9 protein-coding genes are annotated in these 24,155 nt (G+C 48.8%); all 9 read right to left on the reverse strand.

The window, feature by feature from the left end:
- The 9 genes from ACWJJ4_RS15515 to ACWJJ4_RS15555 all read right to left on the reverse strand — a co-directional run bounded on the left by ACWJJ4_RS15515 (position 1) and on the right by ACWJJ4_RS15555 (position 23,363).
- A complete protein-coding gene (locus tag ACWJJ4_RS15515) occupies positions 1-14,952 on the reverse strand; it encodes an amino acid adenylation domain-containing protein (RefSeq protein ID WP_454021795.1) in 14,952 nt (4,983 codons plus the stop codon).
- Positions 14,953-14,991: 39 nt separating this feature from the next.
- On the reverse strand, positions 14,992-15,741 hold the full coding sequence (locus ACWJJ4_RS15520) for a polyketide synthase (protein WP_003154094.1): 750 nt from the start codon (positions 15,739-15,741) through the stop codon (positions 14,992-14,994).
- Between the two features lie 9 nt (positions 15,742-15,750).
- Positions 15,751-16,524: an enoyl-CoA hydratase/isomerase gene (locus ACWJJ4_RS15525; RefSeq protein ID WP_071391809.1), complete on the reverse strand. Its 774-nt coding sequence runs from the start codon at positions 16,522-16,524 to the stop codon at positions 15,751-15,753.
- Complete coding sequence (locus tag ACWJJ4_RS15530; protein ID WP_454021796.1) at positions 16,521-17,783, reverse strand: hydroxymethylglutaryl-CoA synthase family protein; 1,263 nt, start codon at positions 17,781-17,783, stop codon at positions 16,521-16,523. Before ACWJJ4_RS15530 ends, ACWJJ4_RS15525 begins: the two co-directional genes overlap by 4 nt.
- Positions 17,784-17,834: 51 nt before the next feature.
- The gene (locus ACWJJ4_RS15535; protein ID WP_017417810.1) at positions 17,835-18,083 is read right to left on the reverse strand and encodes an acyl carrier protein; all 249 of its coding nucleotides are present in this window, start codon (positions 18,081-18,083) and stop codon (positions 17,835-17,837) included.
- 65 nt (positions 18,084-18,148) lie between these two features.
- Positions 18,149-20,389, reverse strand: coding sequence for an ACP S-malonyltransferase (gene fabD / locus ACWJJ4_RS15540; protein WP_454021797.1), 2,241 nt, complete (start codon positions 20,387-20,389; stop codon positions 18,149-18,151).
- A gap of 1 nt (position 20,390) precedes the next feature.
- Positions 20,391-21,365 carry an acyltransferase domain-containing protein gene (locus ACWJJ4_RS15545; RefSeq protein WP_003154101.1) on the reverse strand — a complete coding sequence of 325 codons (975 nt, stop codon included), beginning with the start codon at positions 21,363-21,365 and terminating at the stop codon, positions 20,391-20,393.
- 136 nt (positions 21,366-21,501) lie between these two features.
- Positions 21,502-22,371, reverse strand: coding sequence for an ACP S-malonyltransferase (gene fabD, locus ACWJJ4_RS15550; RefSeq protein ID WP_454021798.1), 870 nt, complete (start codon positions 22,369-22,371; stop codon positions 21,502-21,504).
- Between the two features lie 314 nt (positions 22,372-22,685).
- Complete coding sequence (locus tag ACWJJ4_RS15555; RefSeq protein WP_038458061.1) at positions 22,686-23,363, reverse strand: MBL fold metallo-hydrolase; 678 nt, start codon at positions 23,361-23,363, stop codon at positions 22,686-22,688.
- Positions 23,364-24,155 lie beyond the last annotated feature (792 nt).

Genomic DNA, 24,155 nt, shown 5'->3' on the forward strand with positions numbered 1-24,155 from the left:
TTAAACCTCCACTTCATAGGTATCCCAGATGTTTGCCGCAGCTTTTTCGTTCGTTTCTTCTTTGCTGTCCGGCGAAATCAGCCGCTTATTTAATGCAGGCGGTGTTAAAGGGTGGCGCTTGATTCGGCGCCCTTCGTCTTCCTCCCACGCTTCCACAATGACGTGGGCGTTTGTTCCGCCGTCGGCAAAGCAGTTAATTCCTGCCGCCGGTATTGGTGACGGCCAGTCTGCCAGAGTGCGGCTGAACTGAATATTGGCCTTTTCTCTATCAAAATGTGTGTTTTCATGCTCACCTGATAAAAACGGGATAAAGCTCTTTTCTTTCAGCATGAGAACAACCTTTATGAAACTTGCAATTCCTTCCGCGCAAAGCGGGTGCCCGATGTTCGGTTTCACAGATCCGATTCCGAGCGGGCCGGCATCTTTTGAACGGTAGACGGATTGAATGGCCTTCAGTTCTAACAGATCCGTCACGACCGTGCCTGAACCGTTCGCTTCAATATGAGTAATGTCTTCCGGCTGTTTTCCGCTTTTTTCAAGAGCCGTCTTCATGACGGATTTTTGCGCTTCCAGGCTCGGCGTAGCCGGGCCTGCCGTTCTTCCGTCATTATTGACGGATGCCGCCTTCACTACGGCATAAATAGAATCTCCGTCTTCAATGGCCTGAGACACGGTTTTTAAAAGAACCATTCCGACTCCCTCGCCCAGCACGACTCCATCGGCGCGTTCGTCAAATACATGGAACGACTGCGCTTTACTTAATATGCCGCGCTGTTCAAATAATTTATGGGTTTCTTCTGATTCAAACAGGCTCACACCGCCGACGACGGCCGCTTTTATTTCTCCTGTTACAAGAGCCTGCACGGCCATATTCATTCCGACTAAAGCAGAAGAACAAGCCGTATCGAGGACAACACTCGGGCCGCGCATATCAAAATATTGAGACAGATTTGCGGCCAAATAATTCTGGCCCAGCGCGACGATCGGGTTTTTCGCATCCAGCAGTTTCTCTTCACCCGGTCTGTGACGGCTGCGTCCGCCGAGGTACACACCTATTGCTTCTCCCTTTATCTCATCCGGCGTATAGCCAGCGTGATACCACAGGTTAAGACATTCTTCCAGAGCGGCCAAAGCTTGAGGGTCCATTGCCTTTACATCTTCTTCAGCCAGTAAAAAGAAGTCCGGATCAAATTGATCAATTCCATCAAGCATTCCCGCGTAATAAGGCGTCTTCAACCCCCATCGCTCAGCCGGAACAGGACCGATAGCCGAACGGCCTTCAGCCAAAAGCGACCAGTACGCCTCTAAGGAAGCCGCCCCCGGAAACCGGCAGGACATGCCGACGACCGCGATATCTTCCCGGTGAATCTGTTTTTCGGCCGGCTCTTCTTGCACCTTAACGGCTTGTGTTACAATTACCGGCTCAGCCGGCTTCTTCATAACAGGCTCCGCCGCCAAATCAAACCGTTCTGACAAAACTTCTGTATATCCTTCAAGAAGCCAATTTGCGAAAGATTGAATCGTCGGATATTCATACAGAATGGACGGGTCAAGCGATGCCGAGAGATTCCGATTGATCCGCTGCAGAAGCTGAGCAAGGATAATGGAGTCCACTCCGTAATCTTGGAATAATACGTCTGTCTCAAGCTGATCCTGGTCAATCCGCAGCTCTTCAGAAAATAATTCTTTCAGCCATTCTTCTGTTTTCCTTGTTAATTGAGCGTTGTCTGCGGCAGTATCAGCGGTTTTTTCCGCCGGTTTTACCATAGCCGGGCTCATTGGCTGATCCTGCCTGCTTCGCCGCAGGAATCGCTCCGGCTTCCACAGCTTAGGATTCAGAACGGCCGGCAGCACCGGGCCTCTTGCTGATTCAAGAAGTATGCCGTCAAGGAGCTGTAATCCTTCTGCATTTGTGATGCTGTATAGCCCGCTCTCTTTATAAGCTTTGTTCGTGACTTCGCCCATTCCGGTTTCTTTCCAGTTCGGCCACTGAATGCTTACGATCGGCAGCTGCTCTTTGTATGAGTCTGCAAAATAGTCCATATACGCATTGGCCATGGCGTAGTCGGCCTGTCCTGCCGAAAGCGCCGGTATCGCAGCTGACACGGAAGAGAACAAGACGAAAAACTTCAGCGGCTCTTCGCTGAGCACACTGTATAATGCCTGAAGCCCGTCTACTTTCGGCTCGAGCACGCGCTGTATGTCTGCATCGGTTTTTCTGATGAATGCGAGCGTCTCTTTATCGGTCACACCCGCGCAGTGAATCACGCCGCCGATAGGTCCGAGCGTCTGTTTGATCTGACTCAGTTCCTGTCTCAGCCCGGCTTTATCAGCTAACGGGACTGACAATACCTTCACTTGTACACCTTTGGATTCCAAGTCGAGAACAGCTTCAATTTTCGCTTTTACAGAAGCCGTCACCCCATTCAGTCCGCCCGTCCACTCACTTCGCGGCGGAAGGGTCTCACGGCCTGTAAGCACCAGTTTTTTCACTCCGTAATGTTCGGCAAAATGACGTGCGCATAAAAGACCGATCCCCCTCGTCCCCCCGGTGATCAGAAGCACATGGTTGTCCGGAAAATCAATTCTCTCGCCTTGCATATTCATATTTTCTGATCCGCTCAATACAGCGCGGTAGCGCAAGCCGTCCCTCCGGCAAACTTCCGCGTCATCAGTACGGGCATGAAACTCATCGGCAATCTGCTTCGCCAGTTTGTCATCAGAAAGCGCTCCTTCAAGGTCGAGATGCCTTGAAGACAGATGACCGTACTCACATGCCAGCATTCTGTACAGACCGGCCCGTTTTGCTCCTGTTGTTTGATTGGCCTCTTTATTTAATGACTCAAGGTCTTTCGTGACACAAAGCAGTGTCATCCCTTCTTTATGCCCATGCTCAATCAATTGCTGAAGCCATTTGATACCGGGCATATCTCCAGAAGCTTCTTCTTTCGCTGCGCCGAGGAGGTCGATAACTCCGCCAAACGCCTGCCAATCATATTCACCGGTAAGGTCTGATGTTGTGATAATACGGTGATTCGGCATATGCGCTGCGATCTCTTCTGCGAGATTGATCGTGTCCCCGCCTGTCAAAATCGCAACGGAACGTGCGCACGGTTCACGCAGTTCGAGCGGGCTCGGTTCCCATTGTTTTGTCAGAATACGTTTCATCCGTTCCTCTGTATGGACCTTATTTTTGTCAGGATTCTCAGGCACCCAATACGTGTCTTTTGCGAACGGATAAGACGGAAGACTGAGTAAACGCGGCGTACCTTTTTCATAAAGCCGGTTCCAATTCAACACGCCGCCTTTCACCCATACCTCTGCCAGCTTGGCGAATTTTCCTTTTTTAATCCAGGCGTCAATGACGATGTCCATATCTTCATCTGCCGTGAATAAGGCAAACGTATCTTTATTGCGGTGAGACTGGCCGGTATACAGCCCCGCGATGTTTTTCTCATTTTTCGTAAATGCTTCCAGCTTTGTTTCCAATTCCGCCATCGTCGCTGCAAGAATGGCCAGGCGCTCTTCCATTTCGTCCCTTCCGGTTTGCAGCGTATAAGCGACGCCCGCCAAGTCTTGATCTGTATACGGCGTTTGACGGATCGCTTTTTGCAGCTGCTGCGCCTGTTCAAACAGTTTTTCTTTTGATTTGGCGGACAAAAGGATGATTGCCGGATTTTCCGGGCTGTGCTCAGGCTGAGCGGCTGCTTTCGGGACATACTCTTCAATGACGATATGGGCGTTGACCCCGCCGATGCCAAATGAGCTGACCCCGGCCCGGCGCGGAATCGCATTTCCGTTTCTATCTTTCGCTGCCGTCCATTCCTGATTTTCCCGCACGATGTAGAAAGGACTGTCATCGAGCTGAATGTACGGATTGATCGTCTCGCAATGCAGGCTTTTCACCAGCGTTTTGTGCTTCATTTGCAAAAGCACTTTCATGACGCCTGATACTCCCGCGGCAAGCTCTAAATGGCCGATATTGCTCTTGACCGAACCGATGCCGCAGCGGTGATCGGAGACTTCAGGCTCTTGATTTGTTTTCGACAGCTCGTGAAACGCCGCTTTCAAACCGTTTATTTCAATCGGGTCGCCCAATTCCGTTCCTGTACCGTGCGCTTCAATATACGTGACGGTGCTCGGGTCCACTCCCGCTTTCCGATATGCTTTCACCAATAAATCAGCCTGCAGTTTCGGATTCGGCGAGGTTAACGTATTCGCCCGGCCGCCGTGGTTTTCAGCCGTACCGCGGATCACGCCGTAAATCGGATTGCCGTCACGTTCTGCATCTGTCAGTTTCTTCAGCATCAGAATTCCCGCGCCTTCTCCTCTGACATACCCGTTGGCATCTTTGGAGAAGGTTTTGCATTTTCCGTCTTTGCTGAGCATGCCTGCTTTGCTGTAGCTGATATGCGCTTCTTCCGTCAGAATCGTGTTGATTCCCCCGGCAATCGCCATGTCGCATTCTCCGTTTTCTATAGCGGATACCGCCCGGTGAATCGCAACAAGCGAGCTTGAACATGCCGTTTCAATCGGCTCGCTCGGCCCGTGAAGATTTAACAAATAGCTTAAACGGTTCGGACCGATGGAAGGAATCATGCTGCCTGTCGCCGCATGTCCTTCCGGCGCAAGACCTGCCCTTGTGAACAAATCTTTATAACCGGTATTTCCGGTGCCGATAAAGACGCCCGTATTTGTGCCGGAAAGACTTTCCGGCTTACAGCCCGCATCTTCTATCGCCCGCCATGCATAAGTCAATAACAGCCGCTGCTGCGGATCTAAATATGGGGCTTCCCGCGGTGAAATCCCAAAGAACAGCGGATCAAATTCAGCTATTCCGTCGATAAAGCCGCCCCACTTGATATTCGTTTTGTTCCTTTCAAGATTCGGGTCGCCATCAAACGCTTGCCAATCCCAGCGTTCTTTCGGAATGGTTGTGATAGAATCTTTTCCTTCTTTCAGATTGCGCCAAAATTCCTCCATATCCTTTGCGCCCGGGAATCGGCCGCTGATTCCGACAATGGCAACAGGGTCCAAGCGGCGCGGCTCTTGTGTCGCTGCCCTAGCGTTCATTACCGTTGCGAAGCGCTTTTTCCGCTGCGTTTTCGGTTTTTGGGCTTTTGGCTGCTCTTTTTTCGGAGACTCCTTCTTCTTTTCGCCGAAACGGCCCGGATGCTCTTTTGCCAAATATCCGGCGAGATTGCTGATCGTCCCGTGCTCGAAGAAGATCGTCGGCGCCAGCTCCAGCTGATACGCTTCATTTAATTGATTCGTAAAGACGGTAAAGGATACGGAATCAAAACCATATTCACTCAGTTCCGTATCTGTATCAATGTCCTCACGGTCAACTTTTAAAATGCCGCTTACCATGGCTGTCAAAGCGGTGTGAAGCGCTTGAAGAGATTCTTCTGCATCGTGTTTTTCTTCCGGCTGAAAAGGAAGACCTGCTTCTGTTTCATCCGTCAAATACTCTGCTAAACTGCGGATCGTCCCGTGCTCGAAGAAGATCGTCGGCGCCAGCTCCAGCTGATACGCTTCATTTAATTGATTCGTAAAGACGGTAAAGGATACGGAATCAAAACCGTATTCACTCAGTTCCGTATCAATATCAATCTCGTCTTGGCCGACTTTTAAAATTGAACTGACCAATCTGATAAGCGCACCGTGCCATTTGTCTCCCGAAACGGCGGATACAGGCTCTATTTTCTCCACCTGCGGCTTTTCAGTTTCAGAAACGGACAGGAACGACTGTTTTAATTTTGCTGCGTCTCCTTCAGCTGCTAAAAGCTGCGGCTTTTCCTGAGCCATTCCTTCATAAAATGCGGCCAGGCCTGACGCCTTTTGAAGCGGAACCATGCCGAAAGCTTTTTTCATCATTCTTTCCGTCTCGTCTCCCGCCTGCATACCGCCATCTTTCCACAGCGTCCAGTTAAAGGCGATCGTTTTTCCGTGCCGCAAGCCATTCTCCGTAAGGGATTGCCTGTAAGCGGCGTATGCATCCATAAACGCGTTGCCGGCGGCATAATCAGCCTGCCCGACATTGCCGAGAACGCCGGAAACACTGGAGAACAATACGAAAAAGTCAAGATTGCAGTCTTTGCTGGCTTCATCTAAATAAGCGGTGCCGATCACTTTCGGATCAAGCACTTCCCTGAACTCTTCCTTCGTTTTTTGCAGCAGGAAACGGTCTTGAATCACTCCCGCTGCGTGAATAATTCCGTTAAGCTCCCCGAATTCCGCCGTAATCTCTTTTATCAGCGCTTCATTTTCCCGCCGGTCTGCCGCATTCAGCTTTTTGTAGACGACATTTGCGCCTGAGTCCTGAAGTATAGCAAGCTCACGCTGTTTGGCTTCTGCCAGATTTGAGCGGCCGGTCAGAATGATTTTCGGGTGTTTTACGCGACCAGCGATTTCTTTTGCGAACATCAACCCCAGGCTTCCTGCGCCTCCGGTAATCAGATATACGCCTTCGTCCTTCCAGACGGCGCCGCCACCTGCAGGATGCATTTCTTCCCAAGCCTTCACATACCGTTTTTCTCCTGTATAACGGATATGTTTATCATGCGGCCGATGACTGTCGTTTTTCAGTTTTTGAGCGACAGCCGGCATTTCGCCGATTGATTCCATTTCGATGAGCTGACAGTTAAGTTTTCCGTATTCCAGCTCGGCTGTTTTTAACAAACCTGTTAACCCCGCAAACAATTGCTGGCTGCCGTCTGCTGAAATAACGGTCTGAATCAGAATGCGGCCCTGCCTTTTTTCGCTGATGATCCGCCGGATGTGTTCAGCGATTGTCTGCGCGTAGCTTTGGAAGCGTTCAGCGGCTGTTTCTCCCTCACCTTCTGCAATCAGCAGTTCGGCGTCTTTCAGGCCGGATGCCGCTTTATCTTTTATACGGCAGGCATCTTCACAAAGTATGATCAAATGTACATCAGCATGGACAGAAGATTCCTCGGATGCGGCGGTTTCTATCCAGACCGGAGCAAACAAGACCTTTTCCGAGCCTGATGGCCGCTGAGCCGATTCTGCATCGCCTTCAAGCACTCTCGTAGAGAATCCTCTCACCTTCACGCAAAGCGCTCCTGTTTCGTCGAACAGGTCAATGTCGGCTTTCTGCACGGAATCACCGGTTTGATATCCTTCGCTGAAGCGTGCATGCGCCCGCATAGTCGGTGTGCATGGTTTGACGACTTCAAGGTATTCCAGCGCAAACGGCAGAATCAGCTTTTGTCCGGAAAACTCCTGCATAATGCAGATCGTCGCCGTCTGAATAGCCGAATCAATGATGCTCGGATGAAGCGTAAATTGTCCGTTCGTATGAGAAACAGAATCCGGAAGCTGTATGTCCGAAAGCACTTCTTTCTCGCCGATAAAGGCGGACTTAATGCCTTGGAAGGCTTTTCCGTGGAACATCCCCCTGCTCCGGCCTTCCCGATAAAAGGCCGCCGGATCAAGAATGTCCGCTGTGCATCTGTTTTGTATGGCAGAAAGGTCAGCCTCAGGCTCTCGTTCAGCCTTTATGATTTCGGCCCGTCCTTGGCTGTGCAGCACTTCTTCATCGTCAGCGTTTACGCTGTAAATGTCATATGAGATGATGCCGTCCTCTTCAGGGAACAGCGCAATATGGACTTGGCGCTCTTGTTCGTGAACGACGATCGGTTTCATCCAGACGGTATGATGGAGCGTTATTCTGTCTTGGTCTTTTAATAAGCCGCCAAGCGCCCGTTTTACCGCTTCATAAGACATTTCCAAATATGCCGCTCCCGGAAGCACCGCTTTTTCCCTGACCACATGATCCTTCAGGAAAAATTCTGAGCCTGTAAACCGTGAGCTGAACCGCTGAACGGCCAGATCTGACGTGTTTTGCTGCACGAGCGGGTGTAAAACTGAGATTCCGGTGTGTGCGGCAGATGTTTTCTTTTCTGCTTTTTTCGGCCAGTACGGCTCCTTTGCAAATGGGTAGACCGGCACGCTGATCCGTTTCGGATGCTTGTCTTTGTAAAGCTTGTGCCAATTGATGGCGACACCTTTACTCCACATTTCACAGAGCTTCGTTCCTTTTCCTTTCGCAAGCCATTTCTCAATGAGTTCAGCACTGTCATCATCATCAGAAAGCCAGGCAATATCTTTCGCCTGCTGTTTTTCTCCTCTGAAGCAGCCTGTTACAGCCGGCTTATCATTGATAAAATCGGCAAGCTGCCGCTTGAGCTCCGCAGTGCCGCTTGTGATAAAGGCCGCGCGCTCTTCCATCGCTTCCCTTCCGACTTGGAACGTGTAGGCAAGATCAGCGAGGCCGGCGTCCGTTTTTCTTTCCAGAAAAGCCAGCAGCTGTTTTGCGTACTCCTTCAGACGATCTTTTTTTCTGGCTGACAACGGAATGATGAACGGACCGGCAGCGTCTGCTGCTTCGGATGCATCCGGATATTGTTCAAAAATCGCGTGTGTGTTTGTTCCGCCAAGACCGAAAGAGCTTAAAGCCATGCGGTGCGCTCTGTTCTCACGGGTTAACTCTTTCTTTTCTCCCGCTACGTAAAACGGAGAGTCTTCTAAATGAAGATTCGGGTTCGGCTCTTTGTAATTGATGCTCGGCGCGATTTCCTGATGATATAAGCTCATGACAACCTTGATACAGCCCGCCATTCCGGCCGCTGTATCCAAATGCCCGAGATTTGTTTTGACTGAACCGATGCCGCAGTATTGTTTTTTATCTGTATATCGGCCGTACACCGATTGAAGTGCGGACAGTTCGATCGGGTCGCCGAGTTTTGTTCCTGTGCCGTGAGCTTCGACGTACGCGATCGTTTCAGGATGGATGCCCGTCTGATCAATGACCTTCTGAATGACCTCAGCCTGTCCTTTGACGCTCGGCGCATAAAATCCGACCTTATCCGCTCCGTCGTTATTGACGCCGATTCCGCGCAGCAGAGCATAAATATGGTCGCCGTCCTTAACGGCATCCGACGCTTTTTTCAAGAGCACGGCGCCGGCTCCTTCACCGCCGATCATTCCGTCAGCAGCCGCGTCAAACGCTTTAATATGCCCGTCGCTTGAAAAATTCAGCCCCGGCTGATGAACATAGCCGGCACTTGATTCCGTATGAAGGGTCGCACCCCCGACAAGAGCGTACTTGGCTTCGCCGGACTGCAGGCTTTGAAAAGCCGAATGCAGGCCGATTAACGAAGATGAGCAGTTGGCATGGACAAAGTAGCTCGGCCCTTTTAACCCGAGTTTATGAGAAATCATCGTCGGAATCGTACCGCTTTGGGCAAGCACCCATGACACGTAGCCATCCGGCGTTTCCAGCTGTGCTGTCGTCTCCTCCGGCAGCAGGCTGCGGTAAGAGTTCGTGCTGGCAGACATATACACGCTTGTTTCCGGAATTTCTTTTGAGATATATCCCGCATCCTCGATTGCCTTCCATGAATGGAGCAAAAGCATTCTCAGCTGAGGGTCCATATATTCCGCATCTTTCGGCGAAAAGCCGAAGAAACCGGGATCAAACATTTCTTTCCCCTCTAAAACTGATTTAGCCGGAACGAAGCCGGGATGATCAGCCAGTTCTTCAGAAACACCGGATCGGCGGAGCTCCTCTTTTGAAAAGAAGGTGATGCTTTCTTTGCCTTCTTTGATGTTATTCCAAAATTCATAATGATCTTTCGCTCCCGGAAACTCACAGGATATACCGATAACCGCGACACTGTCCTCATAATAATCGGGAATTTCTCCCGCTGGGTGTTCCCGGTCTTCTGTATTCACTTTCTTTTGCGGCACAGGAGCCAAAACGGCTTCTTTCGGTTTTTGTTCTGTGATGTACCGGCTGATGTCTTTTACCGTCGCGTATTCAAACAGCTCCGTTACACTGAATTCACAATCCAGTTCCTGCGTCATCCGGTCAGTGACAGTCACGGCAAGAAGCGAATCTCCCCCCGCATCAAAAAAGCGGTCATCAAGCTCTATATCTTTGCTTTTCAATACATCCTGCCAAATCGCCAGCACCGCCTGCTGGATATGAGATGATGAAAATGTTTGTGTGTCCGGCTGCTTTTCCGTCAGATCACGGGCAGCAAGAAGCTTGCGGTCAACTTTTCCGTTCGGTGTGAGCGGCAGCTCTTCAAGACGGATAAACGAAGCTGGCGTCATATAGGCCGGCAGCGCTTGTTTCAAATGATTGCGCAATTCCTTTGCAGACGGAAGCGGCTCTCCGTTTTTCAGGATATAAAATGCGCAAAGCTTTTCATTTCCGGAGTGATTGTTCACAACCACTACGCTTTCCTGTACGGCCGGATAGGCATTCAGCCGGCTCTCAATATCTCCGGGTTCAATCCGGTAGCCGCGGATTTTGACTTGGGTGTCCATCCGTCCCATGTATTCAATGCGGCCGCCGGGAAGAAAACGCGCCATATCGCCTGTTTTATAAAGCTTTGATCCCAGTTCGAGCCGGTGGCTGACGAAAGCTTTATCTGTCAGCTCAGGCTTGTTGAAATACCCTCTTGCCAATCCGTCTCCCGCAATACAAAGTTCTCCCGGCACCCCTTCTAAAACAGGGTTGAGACCGGAATCCATAATATACACACGGGTATTGGCGATCGGGCGCCCGATCGTAAGCGCGCTCTCATTTTCCGTTATACGCTGCACCGCGGACCAGATTGTCGTCTCTGTCGGCCCGAACATATTCCAAGCCTCACTTTTCGTATCGAGAAACTGCTGCTTCAATTGTTCGCTGAGCGCCTCTCCGCCGCAAAGGATTTTCACTTTTTCTTCATTTGACCATCCGGAATGAAAGAGCATTTTCCACGTAAACGGCGTCGCCTGCATGATCGTCGGTTTGTACTCTTGAATCAGCTCTTTCAGCTTCCGTGCGTCTTTTGTGACTTCTGTCTTACAGATGTTGCACTCCGCTCCTTTGATTAAAGGAAGGTACAGCTCCAGTGCCGCGATATCAAAGCAATATGTCGTGACGGCAAGCAGTTTGTCTTTAGACGAAAGCCCCGGTTCATATGCCATCGAGATTAAGAAATTGGTCAGGGCCCGGTGCGGAATCATCACGCCTTTCGGTTTGCCCGTGCTGCCCGACGTGTAAATGACGTACGCCAGATCGTCAGGTGTCACTAACCGCTTCAGCGACGTTCTTTCCGCGGCTGTACTTTCAATACGAGACCAATCGCGGTCAATGGCAGTTGTCTGCACGCCTCCCCAGTTCAAGGAGTACTCTAAATCAGCTGTCGTCAGACACATTGAAATTCTGCTGTCGGCGATCATATATTCCAATCTGTCAGCGGGATAAGAAGGATCAAGCGGCACATACGCTCCCCCGGCTTTTAAAATGCCGAGAAGGCCGACAGCCATATGCAATGAACGGTCTGTATAAATGCCGATGAGATCATCAGGGCCTGCACCGTGCGCCTGCAAATAGAGCGCCAGCTTCGTGCTTTTTTCATCAAGCTCACGGTACGTCAGCTTTTGCTGTTCATACACGACCGCACAAGCGTCCGGCGTTTCTGCCGCCTGACGTTCAAATAATTCATGGAAGCAGGCATCCGGATATTCACGGCTTGTCTCATTCCAAGTCTTAAGAATCATGTGCTCCTCTCTTTTTGTCATGAGAGAAACGTTCTCAAGCGGCATATCCGGATTCGCCGTCAAAGCTTCAGCGGCCTGTACAAATTGGCTGAAAAGTCTGGCCGCCCCTGCTTCGTCGAATAATTCGGTGCTGTATTTAATCGTAAGATCCATGCCTGATGCTTCTTCCCACATTTCAAATACAAGATCATATTCCCCCTCCTGATGAATGTCTTTTACAAACTCACAGGAGAATTCCTTGTATTCATCCAGCATCGATTGATAGCTTGAATGCTGCAGAAAGTTCTGATAGAAAAAGGCATTGCTGAAAACAGGCGAACCGTTCTGCAGGGGTTTCGCATGCACATCACGCACCATTTTCGGAAACGGATAAAAGGAGTGATCCAGTCCGTCCAGAACGGCATCCTGCACCTTTTGAACAAAGTCAGCAAATGTTTCTTTTCGTCCGGCTCTGCTCCGTATAGGAAGCATGTTGAGGAAATGGCCGACCACTCCGTCAAAGCGTTCTTCAGGTCTGACCATTGCAGGCATGCCTGTCACAATATCTTCCTTATCCGTATATTTGCTTAAAAGCACCATATAGCAGCTCAGCATAACGGTAGACAAATGAATCGAACGGGATGCGGCAAACGCCGTTAGATTATTCAGCAGCCGTTCGGAAAGACGGCGTGTCAGCGTATCTTCTGTAAACTCCGGAACGCTGCTGTCCGCGCGCATCGACGGAAGCTGAAGGTCAGGCAGATCGCCCCCGAGCTGTTTCATCCAGTAAGCGCGGGCAGCTTTGCTTTCTTCACCCGCTAAATACCGCTTTTCCCAAGCCGCGAAATCGGGATGAATGCCGGGAACGGCGGCCGCAAACTCTTCTTTTCCCTCCAGCAGCGCCTGATAATGATCCAGCAGACTGTGAATAAATGTAATGGATGAAATACCGTCAAACACGATGTGGTGAATCACCGTCAAAAGATAATGTTCCGCGGCGGATTTTGAAAGCAGCCGCACGCGCAGCAAAGGCCCGCCTTCTTTGACAAACGGCTCTTTCACTTTTTTCCGTATCAGAGCGGAGATTTGTGATTCATTGACGTCAGAAATATCTTCCTCCGAGAATACAAAAGGATCTGCCGATTCTCTGAAATAAAACCCGCCGTCTGTTTCATTCACGGCGCTTTTGAGCATCGGATGCTGCTTTAATACGAGCTGAAACGCCTGTTTCAGTTTCTCTTTGTCGATTCCGGTTGTGAATCGGAAACAGAGCGGGACATGGTATGCAGTCGTTTCAGGCGACATTTTCTGCAATGTCCACAGCCCTTTTTGGACTTCTGAAAGCGCCGGCGCCGTTTGCCGTTTCTCCCGTTCTGCCGGCGGTTCGGCTTTTTGGGAATGATGCTCCGCTGACATGTTTGCCGCTTTTTCAGCAGTATAAGCCGCTAAAGCGCCAATCGTCGGGTTTTTGTGCAGCTCTCTTGCCGTCAGCCGGATGTGATACGTTTTTTCAATTGATCTGGCGAGTTTCATCATCTTGATGGAGTTGACGCCAAGACTTTGAAACGGTGTATTTGGATCAACAAGCTCATCCGCGATGGAAAGTTCCTCTTTCAGAAAACGGATAAAATCCCGTTCAATTTCTTTCTCTGCAGAAGCCGTGTCTGAATTGCCGCCTTCTTGTCTGTTATTATGTAATGAATCAAATTGCCCTTGTTCGAATGAATGTTTCAGCTGAGTACGCTGGATTTTCCCGATCGCCGTCTTAGGAATGTCTTCTTTTGCGACCGGAAGCAGATAATCAGGGGTAACGCCGATTCTCTGTGTCACGTGCTGGTGAATGTGATGAAGAAGCTTCGTCATGCGGTTCTCATCCAACGGAATGGATGTCACAAAGAAAATCGCCAGCTCATCTGTCGTGCTTTGATTCGGCCGGACGGCGCATGCCGCTGTATATGACGTTTCAATTTCCGGCAATTCCTCAACCGCTGATTCAATGGCGTGGCTGTAATAATTCACACCGTTGATAATGATGGCATCTTTCGTGCGCCCCGTTATCGTCAGGCGGCCTTCACGCAGAAATCCGAGATCTCCCGTTTCAAACCAGCCGTCTTCTGTAAAGACACTCTCATTTAAGTCCGGGCGCTCATAATATCCGCTCGTTACAGTCAGACCGGACACTTGAAAGCGGCCGATTTCTCCTTCCTCCACCACTTGATTGCGGTCATCCGTAATTCTCATATTAAATCCCGGGATCGGCAGACCGATCTCGACGAAACGATCGTCGTCACTCGTGTTTTCCAGTGTAAACTCATCTGAGAAAATAACGCCCGAAGACGTTTCGGACATTCCCCATGCGGGACGGATGGCATTAGCCGGCAGACCGTGCGGCTCTAAAAGCTCCATAATTCTGCGTCCGACTTTCGCAACCGCGGCCTCCCCGCCGTTCAGCATGTAACGCATGGAAGATAAGTCCCATTTCCGTGTTTGAATCTCTTCTGCGAAATCGGCAAGCAGCCCAAAGGCAAAATTGGGGGCCCACGTGACCGAAGCGCGGTAATGATCAATCAGGTCGAGCCATTTTAAAGGATCCATCAAAATGGATTCGCTCGGTATGTTGATTTCCTCACATCCGAGATAAACATCACGCAGATGAAGCATTCCGATGCCGCCGACATGGTCAAAAGGCATCCAGTTAAACGTGACATCCTCACTTGTATAGCCCTGCATCTGAATATTTCCTTTGACCATGCAGACGATGTTTTCATGGCTGAGCATCACGGCTTTCGGCGTGCCCGTGCTTCCCGAGGTCAAAAGCAGCATCGCCAAATCTTCCGGACGGGGATGATGACAGTCCGTATCCATTTCATGCGCACTGAGATCTTCTGCCGCCAAAGCGCAAAACCCGGAAAGCTCCTGCTCCTCCGCCCATTCAGTCATCTCCGGCAGCACGTCACGGCTTGTGATGACATACGGCTGATTCAAAAGCGTCCAGGCGTCTTTCAATTTTTGCGTCCCGCTGTTCATTTCTGTATAAGCCGGAGCGGCCGCAAGCGGAACCGGGATCGCTCCTAAAAAAACACAGCCCCAAAAAGCAGGAATCAGCTGAGAATTGTCACTGAGCTGTAATATGACTTCATCCTGAGCCTTCACCCCTGATTGGCGGAGCCCTTTCACAATCGAAAGGGCGATCTTTTTCAGGCCGCTGTAAGTCTGATACACTTTGGTGCCGTCAGGCTGTATATATGTGATGCCCTTTTGATCTCCCGCTGCCGCGGCGGTTTTGTGCAGGACTTCAGGAATCGTCATCGGCTGATCCGCTGAAAGCCGCAATGGTTTTCCATAGCTGACAGATGGCTTGAGTAACCCGCTTGCCTTCATATCACTTTTCATAGAGCTGCCTCCATTTCATCTGTATGTAAGATGTATGTCTTATACTCCGTACATCGTCGTGATTCGTTTTTTCACTTCATCATCATGAAACGTCTCATCGTGCATGATTAACTCCTTCTCAATGACAGCCGGAAGCTGCTCGCGAAACGGCGTCACCAAGTGCCTTTTCAATGTAATTAAAGAGTTTCTCGGTTTTTCCGCAAGCTCACGGGCCAATTCCTGCGCATAGTCTAATACTTCCTGCCGCGGAAGCACCGGAAATGGCACCCCTCTTTTCTCCAGATCACCGCCGCGGTAGTGGCCGCCGTTTAACAGCATTTCATGGCCGAGGCTTGCCCCAAGCTTCTCCGGAACGATAAAAGTAGCCCCCATTCCGGGGGTGAAACCGTATTTCATAAAGTTTGCGGTATACACGCTTTCTTTGCTTAAAATGACAAAATCACTGAAAAGCCCCATGACAAACCCGCCTCCGATTCCGTGGCCCTGCATGGCGGAAATGACGGGGATATCACATTCCAGCGCCAAAGAGTACATGCGGTCTTCCGTAAACTTCGTGATGCCCTGCTGAATCCTGAGCAGACCTTCCTGTGTGCCTCCGGAAGCAAAGTAATGGCCGTATCCTGTTAAAATCACAGCTTTATAGACTGACGATTTTTTTATACGGGTGAATGCTTCCATCAATCCATCCGTCAGTTCTTTGGAGAAGGCGTTTTTATGGGCTTTATCCTGCATTGTCACTTGGATAATATCCGGTTCAATTTCGAGCAGTTCAACTGCGGCGTTCGGCATGATATCCTCCTAACTGTTCTCCGTTTCCCAAGGAAGCCGCCCCGTTTCTGCATAACGGAAAATGGCTGATTGGTTATCCGGATCTGAAAACATCGCTTGATTTTCGGCTAGAGCAATGGATTTCGAACGATGAACAAGGTCGTTTAAGGAATCCATGTATTTTTTATAGCGGATGACTGCTTTTTTCGACAGCGGGCGAAGGCGCAGCAAATGCTTTCTCAGCTCTGTTGCTGAGTCCGGGACGCATACGTCACAAAGTCCCCATTCAAGCGCCTGGCGCGCCGGCACGGGCTTTGTCATAATCGTCATATAATGCGCCTTTTGAAATCCGATTCTTTGAATTAAAAACGGCAGAACGCAGGCTGGATAAAGTCCGAATAACAGTTCAGATAAACTGAACGTAGCACTCTCCTCTGCAATGACGATATCGCACGCGGCGGCAAAACCGACACCTCCCGCATTTACTTTTCCGCGGACGCGGGCGATTGTGATGTACGGCCCGGATTTTAATGCCAGCCACAAACGGTAAAGCGGCTCCTGCGATTCCGCATGCTGCATTCCCTGCCTCATTTTTCGGTACATCTCATCAAAATCCGCCCCGAAACAAAATACCTCCGGCTGCCCTTCAAGCACTACGGAGGTCACGGAGTCCTCACATTCAGAAAGAACGTGCAGGCATTCCTCCACTAAACGCTCATTAATCGTATTGTTGGCTTCAGGCCGATCAAAGGTGATGAAGCAGACATTTTGCTGAAAACGGACGTTGATCGTCTCATAGGTCACGGGATCCACCTGTATTTCCGATGAAATTCCGTGATTTCTTCCAAATATAAACGAGGGCTCCCGGCATGATGGTCTAAAATGTTCGGAATCATATTCATATCCAATTTGACATTCCGGGTTCCGAACTTCACCAGACCGCTGCCTTTAAACAGTTCTTCATACTCTTCCATGGACAGCCTGTATCTGTTGTTCAGATGCTCTTCTATTTTGAAAGAATGCTGCCGCGTTTGTCCTTCAGGCGTCACAATGCCGCTGTAAAATTCTGAACAGCATCCGGAGCCGTACGAGAAACAGCCGATCCGCTTAGAAGTGTCGAATGCCCCTTGGTCAATCGTGCTTGCAAGAGCCAGTAAAGAGGCTGCCCCCATAATGTTTCCGACTCTTTGGCAGTAGCGGAGCCCCGGCTCTACCCTGGTTTGAAAATCCTGTTCGATCTCAGCGTTTTTCGCTTTTGCAAGCTTGCGCATCATCGTCCGGTGAGCTCCTTTGACCATGCCGCCAAACGGTGTATGGAAGGCAAGATAGTGAAACGTCTCTTTATAGTCAGCGCCCGGCACACGTTTTTTGTACTCGCGAAATGTCTGTTCACAGCAATCGAGATAAGACATCAATGACAAGTCGGCGTCACCGGCTTCACTGTCCGGGATCGGACGGCATGTATCCATCACTTCATAGCCGTAATAGCCGTTAGCGCCCGCATCCGCCTGAAATACAATTGGATTTTCACCGATCAATAAGGCGACGGCACCCGCTCCGGCGCTCGGTTCGGCGTAAGACCAATCCTCGCTTAACGCATCGCCGCCTTCGGCAATTAAAAACCGGGAAATATCCGTCGCGACGACAAGCGCCTTCGCTCCGGGGGATGTCTGCGACAAAATAAAGTTAAGCGCCATCTGCAAACCCGCCGTTCCTGAATAACAGGCCTGCTTCAGTTCAAATAAACGGCAGTTCCGGTTGAGACCTAAGTAATCATGAATATATGTACTGAGTGATTTTCCGAAGTCAATGCCGGACTCCGAGCAGGTAATCAGCAGCTCGATTCTGTCTTTTTCAGCCTCTGTCAATCGGCCGATAATCGGCTTTGCCGCGTTAACGCCGAATGTGACGGGGTCTTCGTACGGAAGCGCCACCGCTTTTTCTTTCATCAGTAAATTCTCAAATCTGGCAGGGTCTAAGTTTCTGTACTCCGCCAGCTGCATGACATCAAGGTATGCCGTCCCGCCAAACACATTTATCGCTTCTATTCCGGCAGCCGCCATGAACTTCGCCTCCAATATGAATTTTGAGTTTCCGATTGTTTCACCGCTTTATCAGACAGCCTGTACCTTTTCATAAAGCTTTGCCGCCAATTCGCCGATGTTTGACACTCCCGTCAGCTCAACACGCGGGATCTGCAGTGATAATTCTTCAAGCATCATCGTGATAATTTCGGCGCGGTCCACTGAGTCCGCCCCCAGATCAACTAACCGGTCTTCCTGTGAAAGCTGTTCGCCTTCTAAATCAGGCAAAACCTCGTAGATTGTGTTCTGCAGCAATTCAAAGATTCTTTCTTCACTCATTGTCAGTTCCTCCCTGTTTCATCTTTTATGAATATTCCATGTTTTCAATCTATCATTTCGTCTTGTCAACACGTTTGCAGAAATGAACCTAACTTCTGATTCAAAAGCGAGGCCGTCTCTTCCATAAGACGAAGGCCGATACCATCGGCATGGCGGTTTTTCCAGGACTCCAGCTCCGTACCTTTCACCCATTGATTAAAGGCGCCTAATGCCGGCCCGCAATGAATCTGGAAGTCTACCTTGGCATCCGGGTCTCCTTTAATCGCCGAAGCAGAGCTTTGCCTGAAATACCATTTGAATATGAGCGCCATTTTCTGTTTCGGATTCCGTTCGGCTTTTGAAATGTCTTCATTCGAATAATGAGCCTTCACTTTGTCATAAATACTGCTTACACTTGCCTTAAAATACTTCTCTTCTATTTGTCTGAGTGTCTTTTCATCAATTTCTTCAATTGAGCGGTGACGCTGATACAGTTCATGCAGCTTAGAGGCCCGGGTCGGAAAGAACAGCCCTTTCTTTAATACCTGCACCTTGCTGCCTGATTCAAACATATCGCCGGCCGGCGCGTAGGCCGTGTCCTGTACATTCATCTGCTGCAGGAGATCCTTTACAAGGCCGCTCGTCGCTGCTTCAACGGTGCATTGGTTAATGGATCCGGTCACAATAAAATCAGCGCCGAGCATAAATGCGGCCATGGCAGCCTCAGGCGTCCCGATTCCCCCTGCGGCTCCGATGCGGACGGTTTTGCCGTATCGGTATTTTTTCATCATGTCATCTCGTAAACGGATGATCGCCGGCATGAGACTGTAAGCAACTCCGCCGTCAGTGTGGCCGCCTGAATCAGCCTCTACGCAGATGTCATGCGCAACGGGTATTTCTCTCATCAGACTTGCTTCTTCAGCGGTAATTTTGTTTTCGGCTGCAAGTTTCTGCAGAATGTGATCAGGCGCCGGGCTGAGAAACGCTTCCGCTACTTCCGGACGGGACAGCTTGGCGATAATCCGCTGACGCGCTATTATTTGTCCGCCGGCACCGCGTTTTAACCCCTTAGCGCGAAACCTTACTAAAGCGGGAGTAACCGTTAAAAATGCTGATGCTTCCAAGTTCTGAACCCCATGCTTCAGTAAAAGATCAATCATTTTTTCTTCTGAATCTGTATGCTTCATGTTATGTACAACATTAATACCGAAGGAACCGCCGTCACGAAGCTCATGCTGAATTGACAAAATGGCGTCCTCAACGTGCGCGATGTTCAAACCGCCCGTTCCGAAAAAGCCCATCATTCCTTTTTCGGCCAGTTTGACGACCATTTCCTTCGAAGAAATTCCGCGGTACATGCCGCCGGCCAAGTAGGCGTATTTCAATTGATAATCGCGCTTAAACTCTTCATTTCCTAAAGACGCCGCCGTAATTGAGCTTTTTCCAGCCTCAGCCGGGACTTTGATTTCATCTGTTATCGGCTCCGCTTCAGCCGTAATTCTTTGAATCAGCCCTGTCAGCACTTTTCCGGGACCGATTTCCTCAAAACTCATGTTCTTTCTTCCCATTAAGAAACGGATACTGTCTGTCCAGTTCACCGATCCCGTTATTTGTCCGGTGAGTGTCTCTTTCAGCTCGGTCTGCTCATATGGTCTTGCCGTCACATTTGAAATGACCGGGATGGACAGCGGCTTAAAATGGAAAGTTTCAATAAACCGTGAAAATTCCTCCTTCGCTTCCATCATATATCTGGAATGAAAGGCGCCGCTGACATTTAAGCGGTGAACCATTTTTACGCCGTTTACGGCTTCAAAAACGGATGCGGCTTTTTCAATATCTTCTTTATATCCGGAAATGACAATTTGCTGCGGTGTGTTCATGTTGGCGATATCAACCATATGCAAGTGATACTCTTTTAAAACGTCCGTCACCTGCTCATGAGTCAGGCCGATCACCGCTGCCATGCCGCCTCCTTTGGCGCGGCTCATCAGTTCGCCCCTTTTTCTGACCAGCTGTAAGCCTTCTTCAAAATCAAAGGCGCCCGAGGCGTATAACGCGTTATATTCGCCTAAACTGTGTCCGGCGGTAAAATCCGGTTTCAAGCCGGTTTCTTCTGTTTTTTTCAAAAAACTGAGGGCATTGACGACATAGAGCGCCGGCTGAGTGAATTGAGTCTGATTGAGACGTTCTCCGTCCCGGCACAGCTCCTGAATGGAATATCCGAGAATGTGATCGGCCTTTGCGGTTAATTCAGGATAGCGGCCGAACAGGTCCTCTCCCATCCCTATTTTTTGCGAGCCTTGGCCTGGAAAAACAAAGCTGATCATCTTACAGTCTCCTTCCGGGCGGTGATAAAATACTGTCTTCTATTTGCTGCAAATGGGTTTGTTCTTTATGAAACGGCGTCATAATGGCACGGATGCGTTCAGCCGATCCTGCGGGAAGAATCTGTTTGGCAAATGCGGCCAACGTTCCGGAAGGCCCGGCATCGATATACAATCCTTTTTGGCGGCTGTCTGCGAATTGAAGCGCTTCGCGGAATCGAATCGGCTTTCTTACAATATCCCAGAAAAAGTCCGCTTGTATATCGGTCTCAGCCTCTCCGGTCGCACTGGAGATGTACGGTATAAACGGAGTCCGGATTGATTTCTGAGCTAAAAAACGCTTGTACGGCTGTTCCGCCTGATCAACCAGCGCTGAGTGAAACCCGTAAGATACCGGCAATAGCTGATGAGGAATCTGCTTCTCTCTCAGATCGTCCATGATCTTTTTGATATGTTCCCGCTCTCCCGAGATGACAAAGTGAGAATGATAGTTTACAGATGCCAATTCACTATGTTCGCCGAGCAGCGGATCATCTTGATATAAAGCCGGATCACCCAGTATCGCAAGCATGCTGCCGTTACGGCAAGTTTCCGTAATGATTCGGGCCTGTTCCAGCACGCAATCTAAAGCATCCTCGGCGCTCAGCACACCCGATACAGCGGCCGCTGCATACTCTCCGAGGCTTGCTCCGATCACATAATCGGGACGTATGCCTCTTTGCTCCAAAGCATATGCAAGTGCGTACTCAGCCATAAAAATGGCAGGATGGCTGAAAAGAAGGCGGTCAAATGGATCAGACAGACGATTGCCTGTATGATAAACCTCTTTCAGGACAGAGTAACCGAAACGGCTGACTGCAAAATCGTCCAAGTCAAGCATTTTCTGCCGAAAAGCGGCGTTATGTGCAAACAGCTCTTTCCCCATTTGATAGTATTGGGAACCCTGTCCAGAAAACATGAAAACAATTGGCTGGTTCATTTGTTCTCCTTTTTGCTCTTTATTTTTTCAAAATATTGATTTGTACGTTTTTCGTGATGTCGTGTGCAGGTGAAGTGGTCGTGATGTTGTATGGCTGGCACTATTGTGTGAGATAAGAATTTTGACTTGCGTTCCGCTACATGGCGGGTGAAGCTTCAGTTTCTTTTTTGATGCGGTGAATAAGTCCTGTCAGCACATGGCCCGGGCCGACTTCTTCAAATTCCATCCGCCCTTTGTCCAGCAGATAGCGGATGCTGTCGTTCCATCGCACTGAGTGGTCGATCTGATCGGCCAGAACGGAGTGGATTCCGTCTTGCTCATAAGGTCTGGCATGCACATTAGAAATGACAGGAATTGATATAGCAGAAAAATGAAATGACTGTAAAAAATTTTCGAACTCTTGTTTTGCTTCGCTCATATATCTCGAGTGAAAAGCGCCGCTGACGTTTAACGGATGAAACATCGTAACGTCTTTTAATCCTTCGAATACGCTTTTGGCTCTTTCAATGTCTTCTTTGCGTCCGGATATGACAACTTGGTGAGGAGAATTCATATTGGCAATATCAATCGTATGTAATCCGTGCGTTTGAAGGGCGTCCGACACTTGAGCTGCGGTTAACCCCATAACGGCGGCCATTTTTCCGTCAGTGGCCATACTCATTAATTCGCCTCTTTTACGGACAAGCTGCAGGCCGGTAATAAAATCAAAAGCACCTGCTGCAAACAGCGCATTATATTCTCCCAAACTGTGGCCGGCCAAATAATCCGGCTTTATGTCATTTTCTTGGATTTTTTTCAAATAGCATAACGCGTTTACAACATATAAAGCAGGCTGGGTGAACTGCGTCTTGTGAAGGTTGGAATACGGATTCTCAAGACAAAGCCGTTTCATGGAATATCCGAGTGTTTCATCAGCCTGCTCCGTTAAGTCTTTAAATTCATCAAACAATGAGCTTCCCATTCCCTGCTTTTGAGAACCTTGTCCGGGGAATATGTATGTGATCATTTTCTCAGCCATCCTTTCTCGGATTCAGTTAAGAAGCATGTTCAAGTTGATAGTAACTTCACAAAAATACCATGTCAAGTTAATTTATCCTATGCGAACTCCTGAATAATGCCTATTTTTCCCTGCCAGAAGGCGGACTCAGGGCTTTTGGAACAGGCGTAAGCAGAATGTCCCATCCGGCCTGCCCGGCGTTCTCTTCCGCAAACTCCCGTTACTCAGCCATTCATCACCAAAAAGCGAGCAATAACTATCATTTCATTTCAGAAGTTCCGTACCCCAAAAGAAAAACTAGTTATATAGAACCAAATTATACGCTACTTAAAATGAAACAGCCCTTTTTGATTTTTTCTGTTGCGGAAATTCACGAAATGTTCTTTTTTTTCAATCTGAAAGTAAATATTGTTTTTCAAAAGACTCTCCATTTTTTGACCCGGCTTCTCCCCGAAGGAGTGCCCCGGATACACACGCACATGCGACGGAATAGAGGCTTTGATCCTCTGTATACTGTGAAACATATCTTCAGCTGAGCTGCCCCTGTCCTCACATATACCGCACCCTTCTGTAAACACGGTGTCACCGGTAAAAAGGTGATCAGATAGCAAATAGCACATTCCCCCGGCTGTATGTCCCGGGGTCAATATACTTCTGATGATAAACCCTCCGGCCGCAAAGGTTTGTCCGTCTTCAAGCGCTATTAAGTTTCTGCACCGGAATTGATAGAAATCGATTTCCGCCGACGACATGTATATATCAGAATGATAGATTTGCTGAAGCGGCTCCGCCAAGTTTACATGGTCATAATGCGAATGTGTTAATAAAATAGCTGATAAATCAACATCCAATTCATGCAGTTTATCGGTTATTTTATCGATTTCCCAGGACGGGTCCACCGCTATCGCAGATTTTTTTGAGCGGTCTGCGATGATATAACAATAGTTGGACCACATCTGGTGATAAGTTTTGATTTGATGCACTTCATATGTATGATCCATTGTCACCATTCCCATTTAAAAGATCCGGGCAGACTGCTGCCGCCGCCCAGCCGACTGTAACCACTTTACCAGATGACACCACGTTTTTCCATGGATTTTCCGGTAAAGTTAAAAAACTTTCTGCTCCCGCCAAAAGCACCAGTCTGGGCCATTTTTACAAATTGCTATGCTGATATATCAGGAAATCAGGATGTTCATTTAGATGAATTCTTTAGGTAATTTTATTCAGAAAATGAAGGATGGTATAATTTTCGGATAAAAATAAAACAAATTGAGCTTTTGTTTTGAAAAGCAATTGCGAAGCAGCCGGAGGAGATAATCAGTTTTTAGAAATGACCCGCAATTAAGATTATTATTTCAATCCTTTTCTTCAAGATAAACTAAATCACACGGGCTCTCGAAATATATCAGAATACCTTAGTTCTTACACCGAATTCAACGTTATGTTGACATTAACATAATTGAACTGAGAAAAGTACGGCGTAATTTACACTCTTTTCTTTTGCGAGAAAACCGTTCAAAAACCAGTCTAGCTGCAACAATTCACAAAAGCGTCGCGCATGAAAAAAGACGTCAGTTGAAGACGATTTATATGTGATTATTGACAAGGAGCTCAGATGTTTTGTTAGGGCTAAATAAAGTTATCTTTTTACTGTGCAAAAACAAAACTAACATAAAATCATTAAGTGTAAAAAGTAAATATTAAGATTTAGACAAATAGACTATGTGATATGGGTCGGAGTTTACTGTTCAAGGTGATTTGTCCTGAGCTATAAAAGCACTGAGAGCAGC

Source organism: Bacillus sp. JK62, assembly GCF_053663455.1.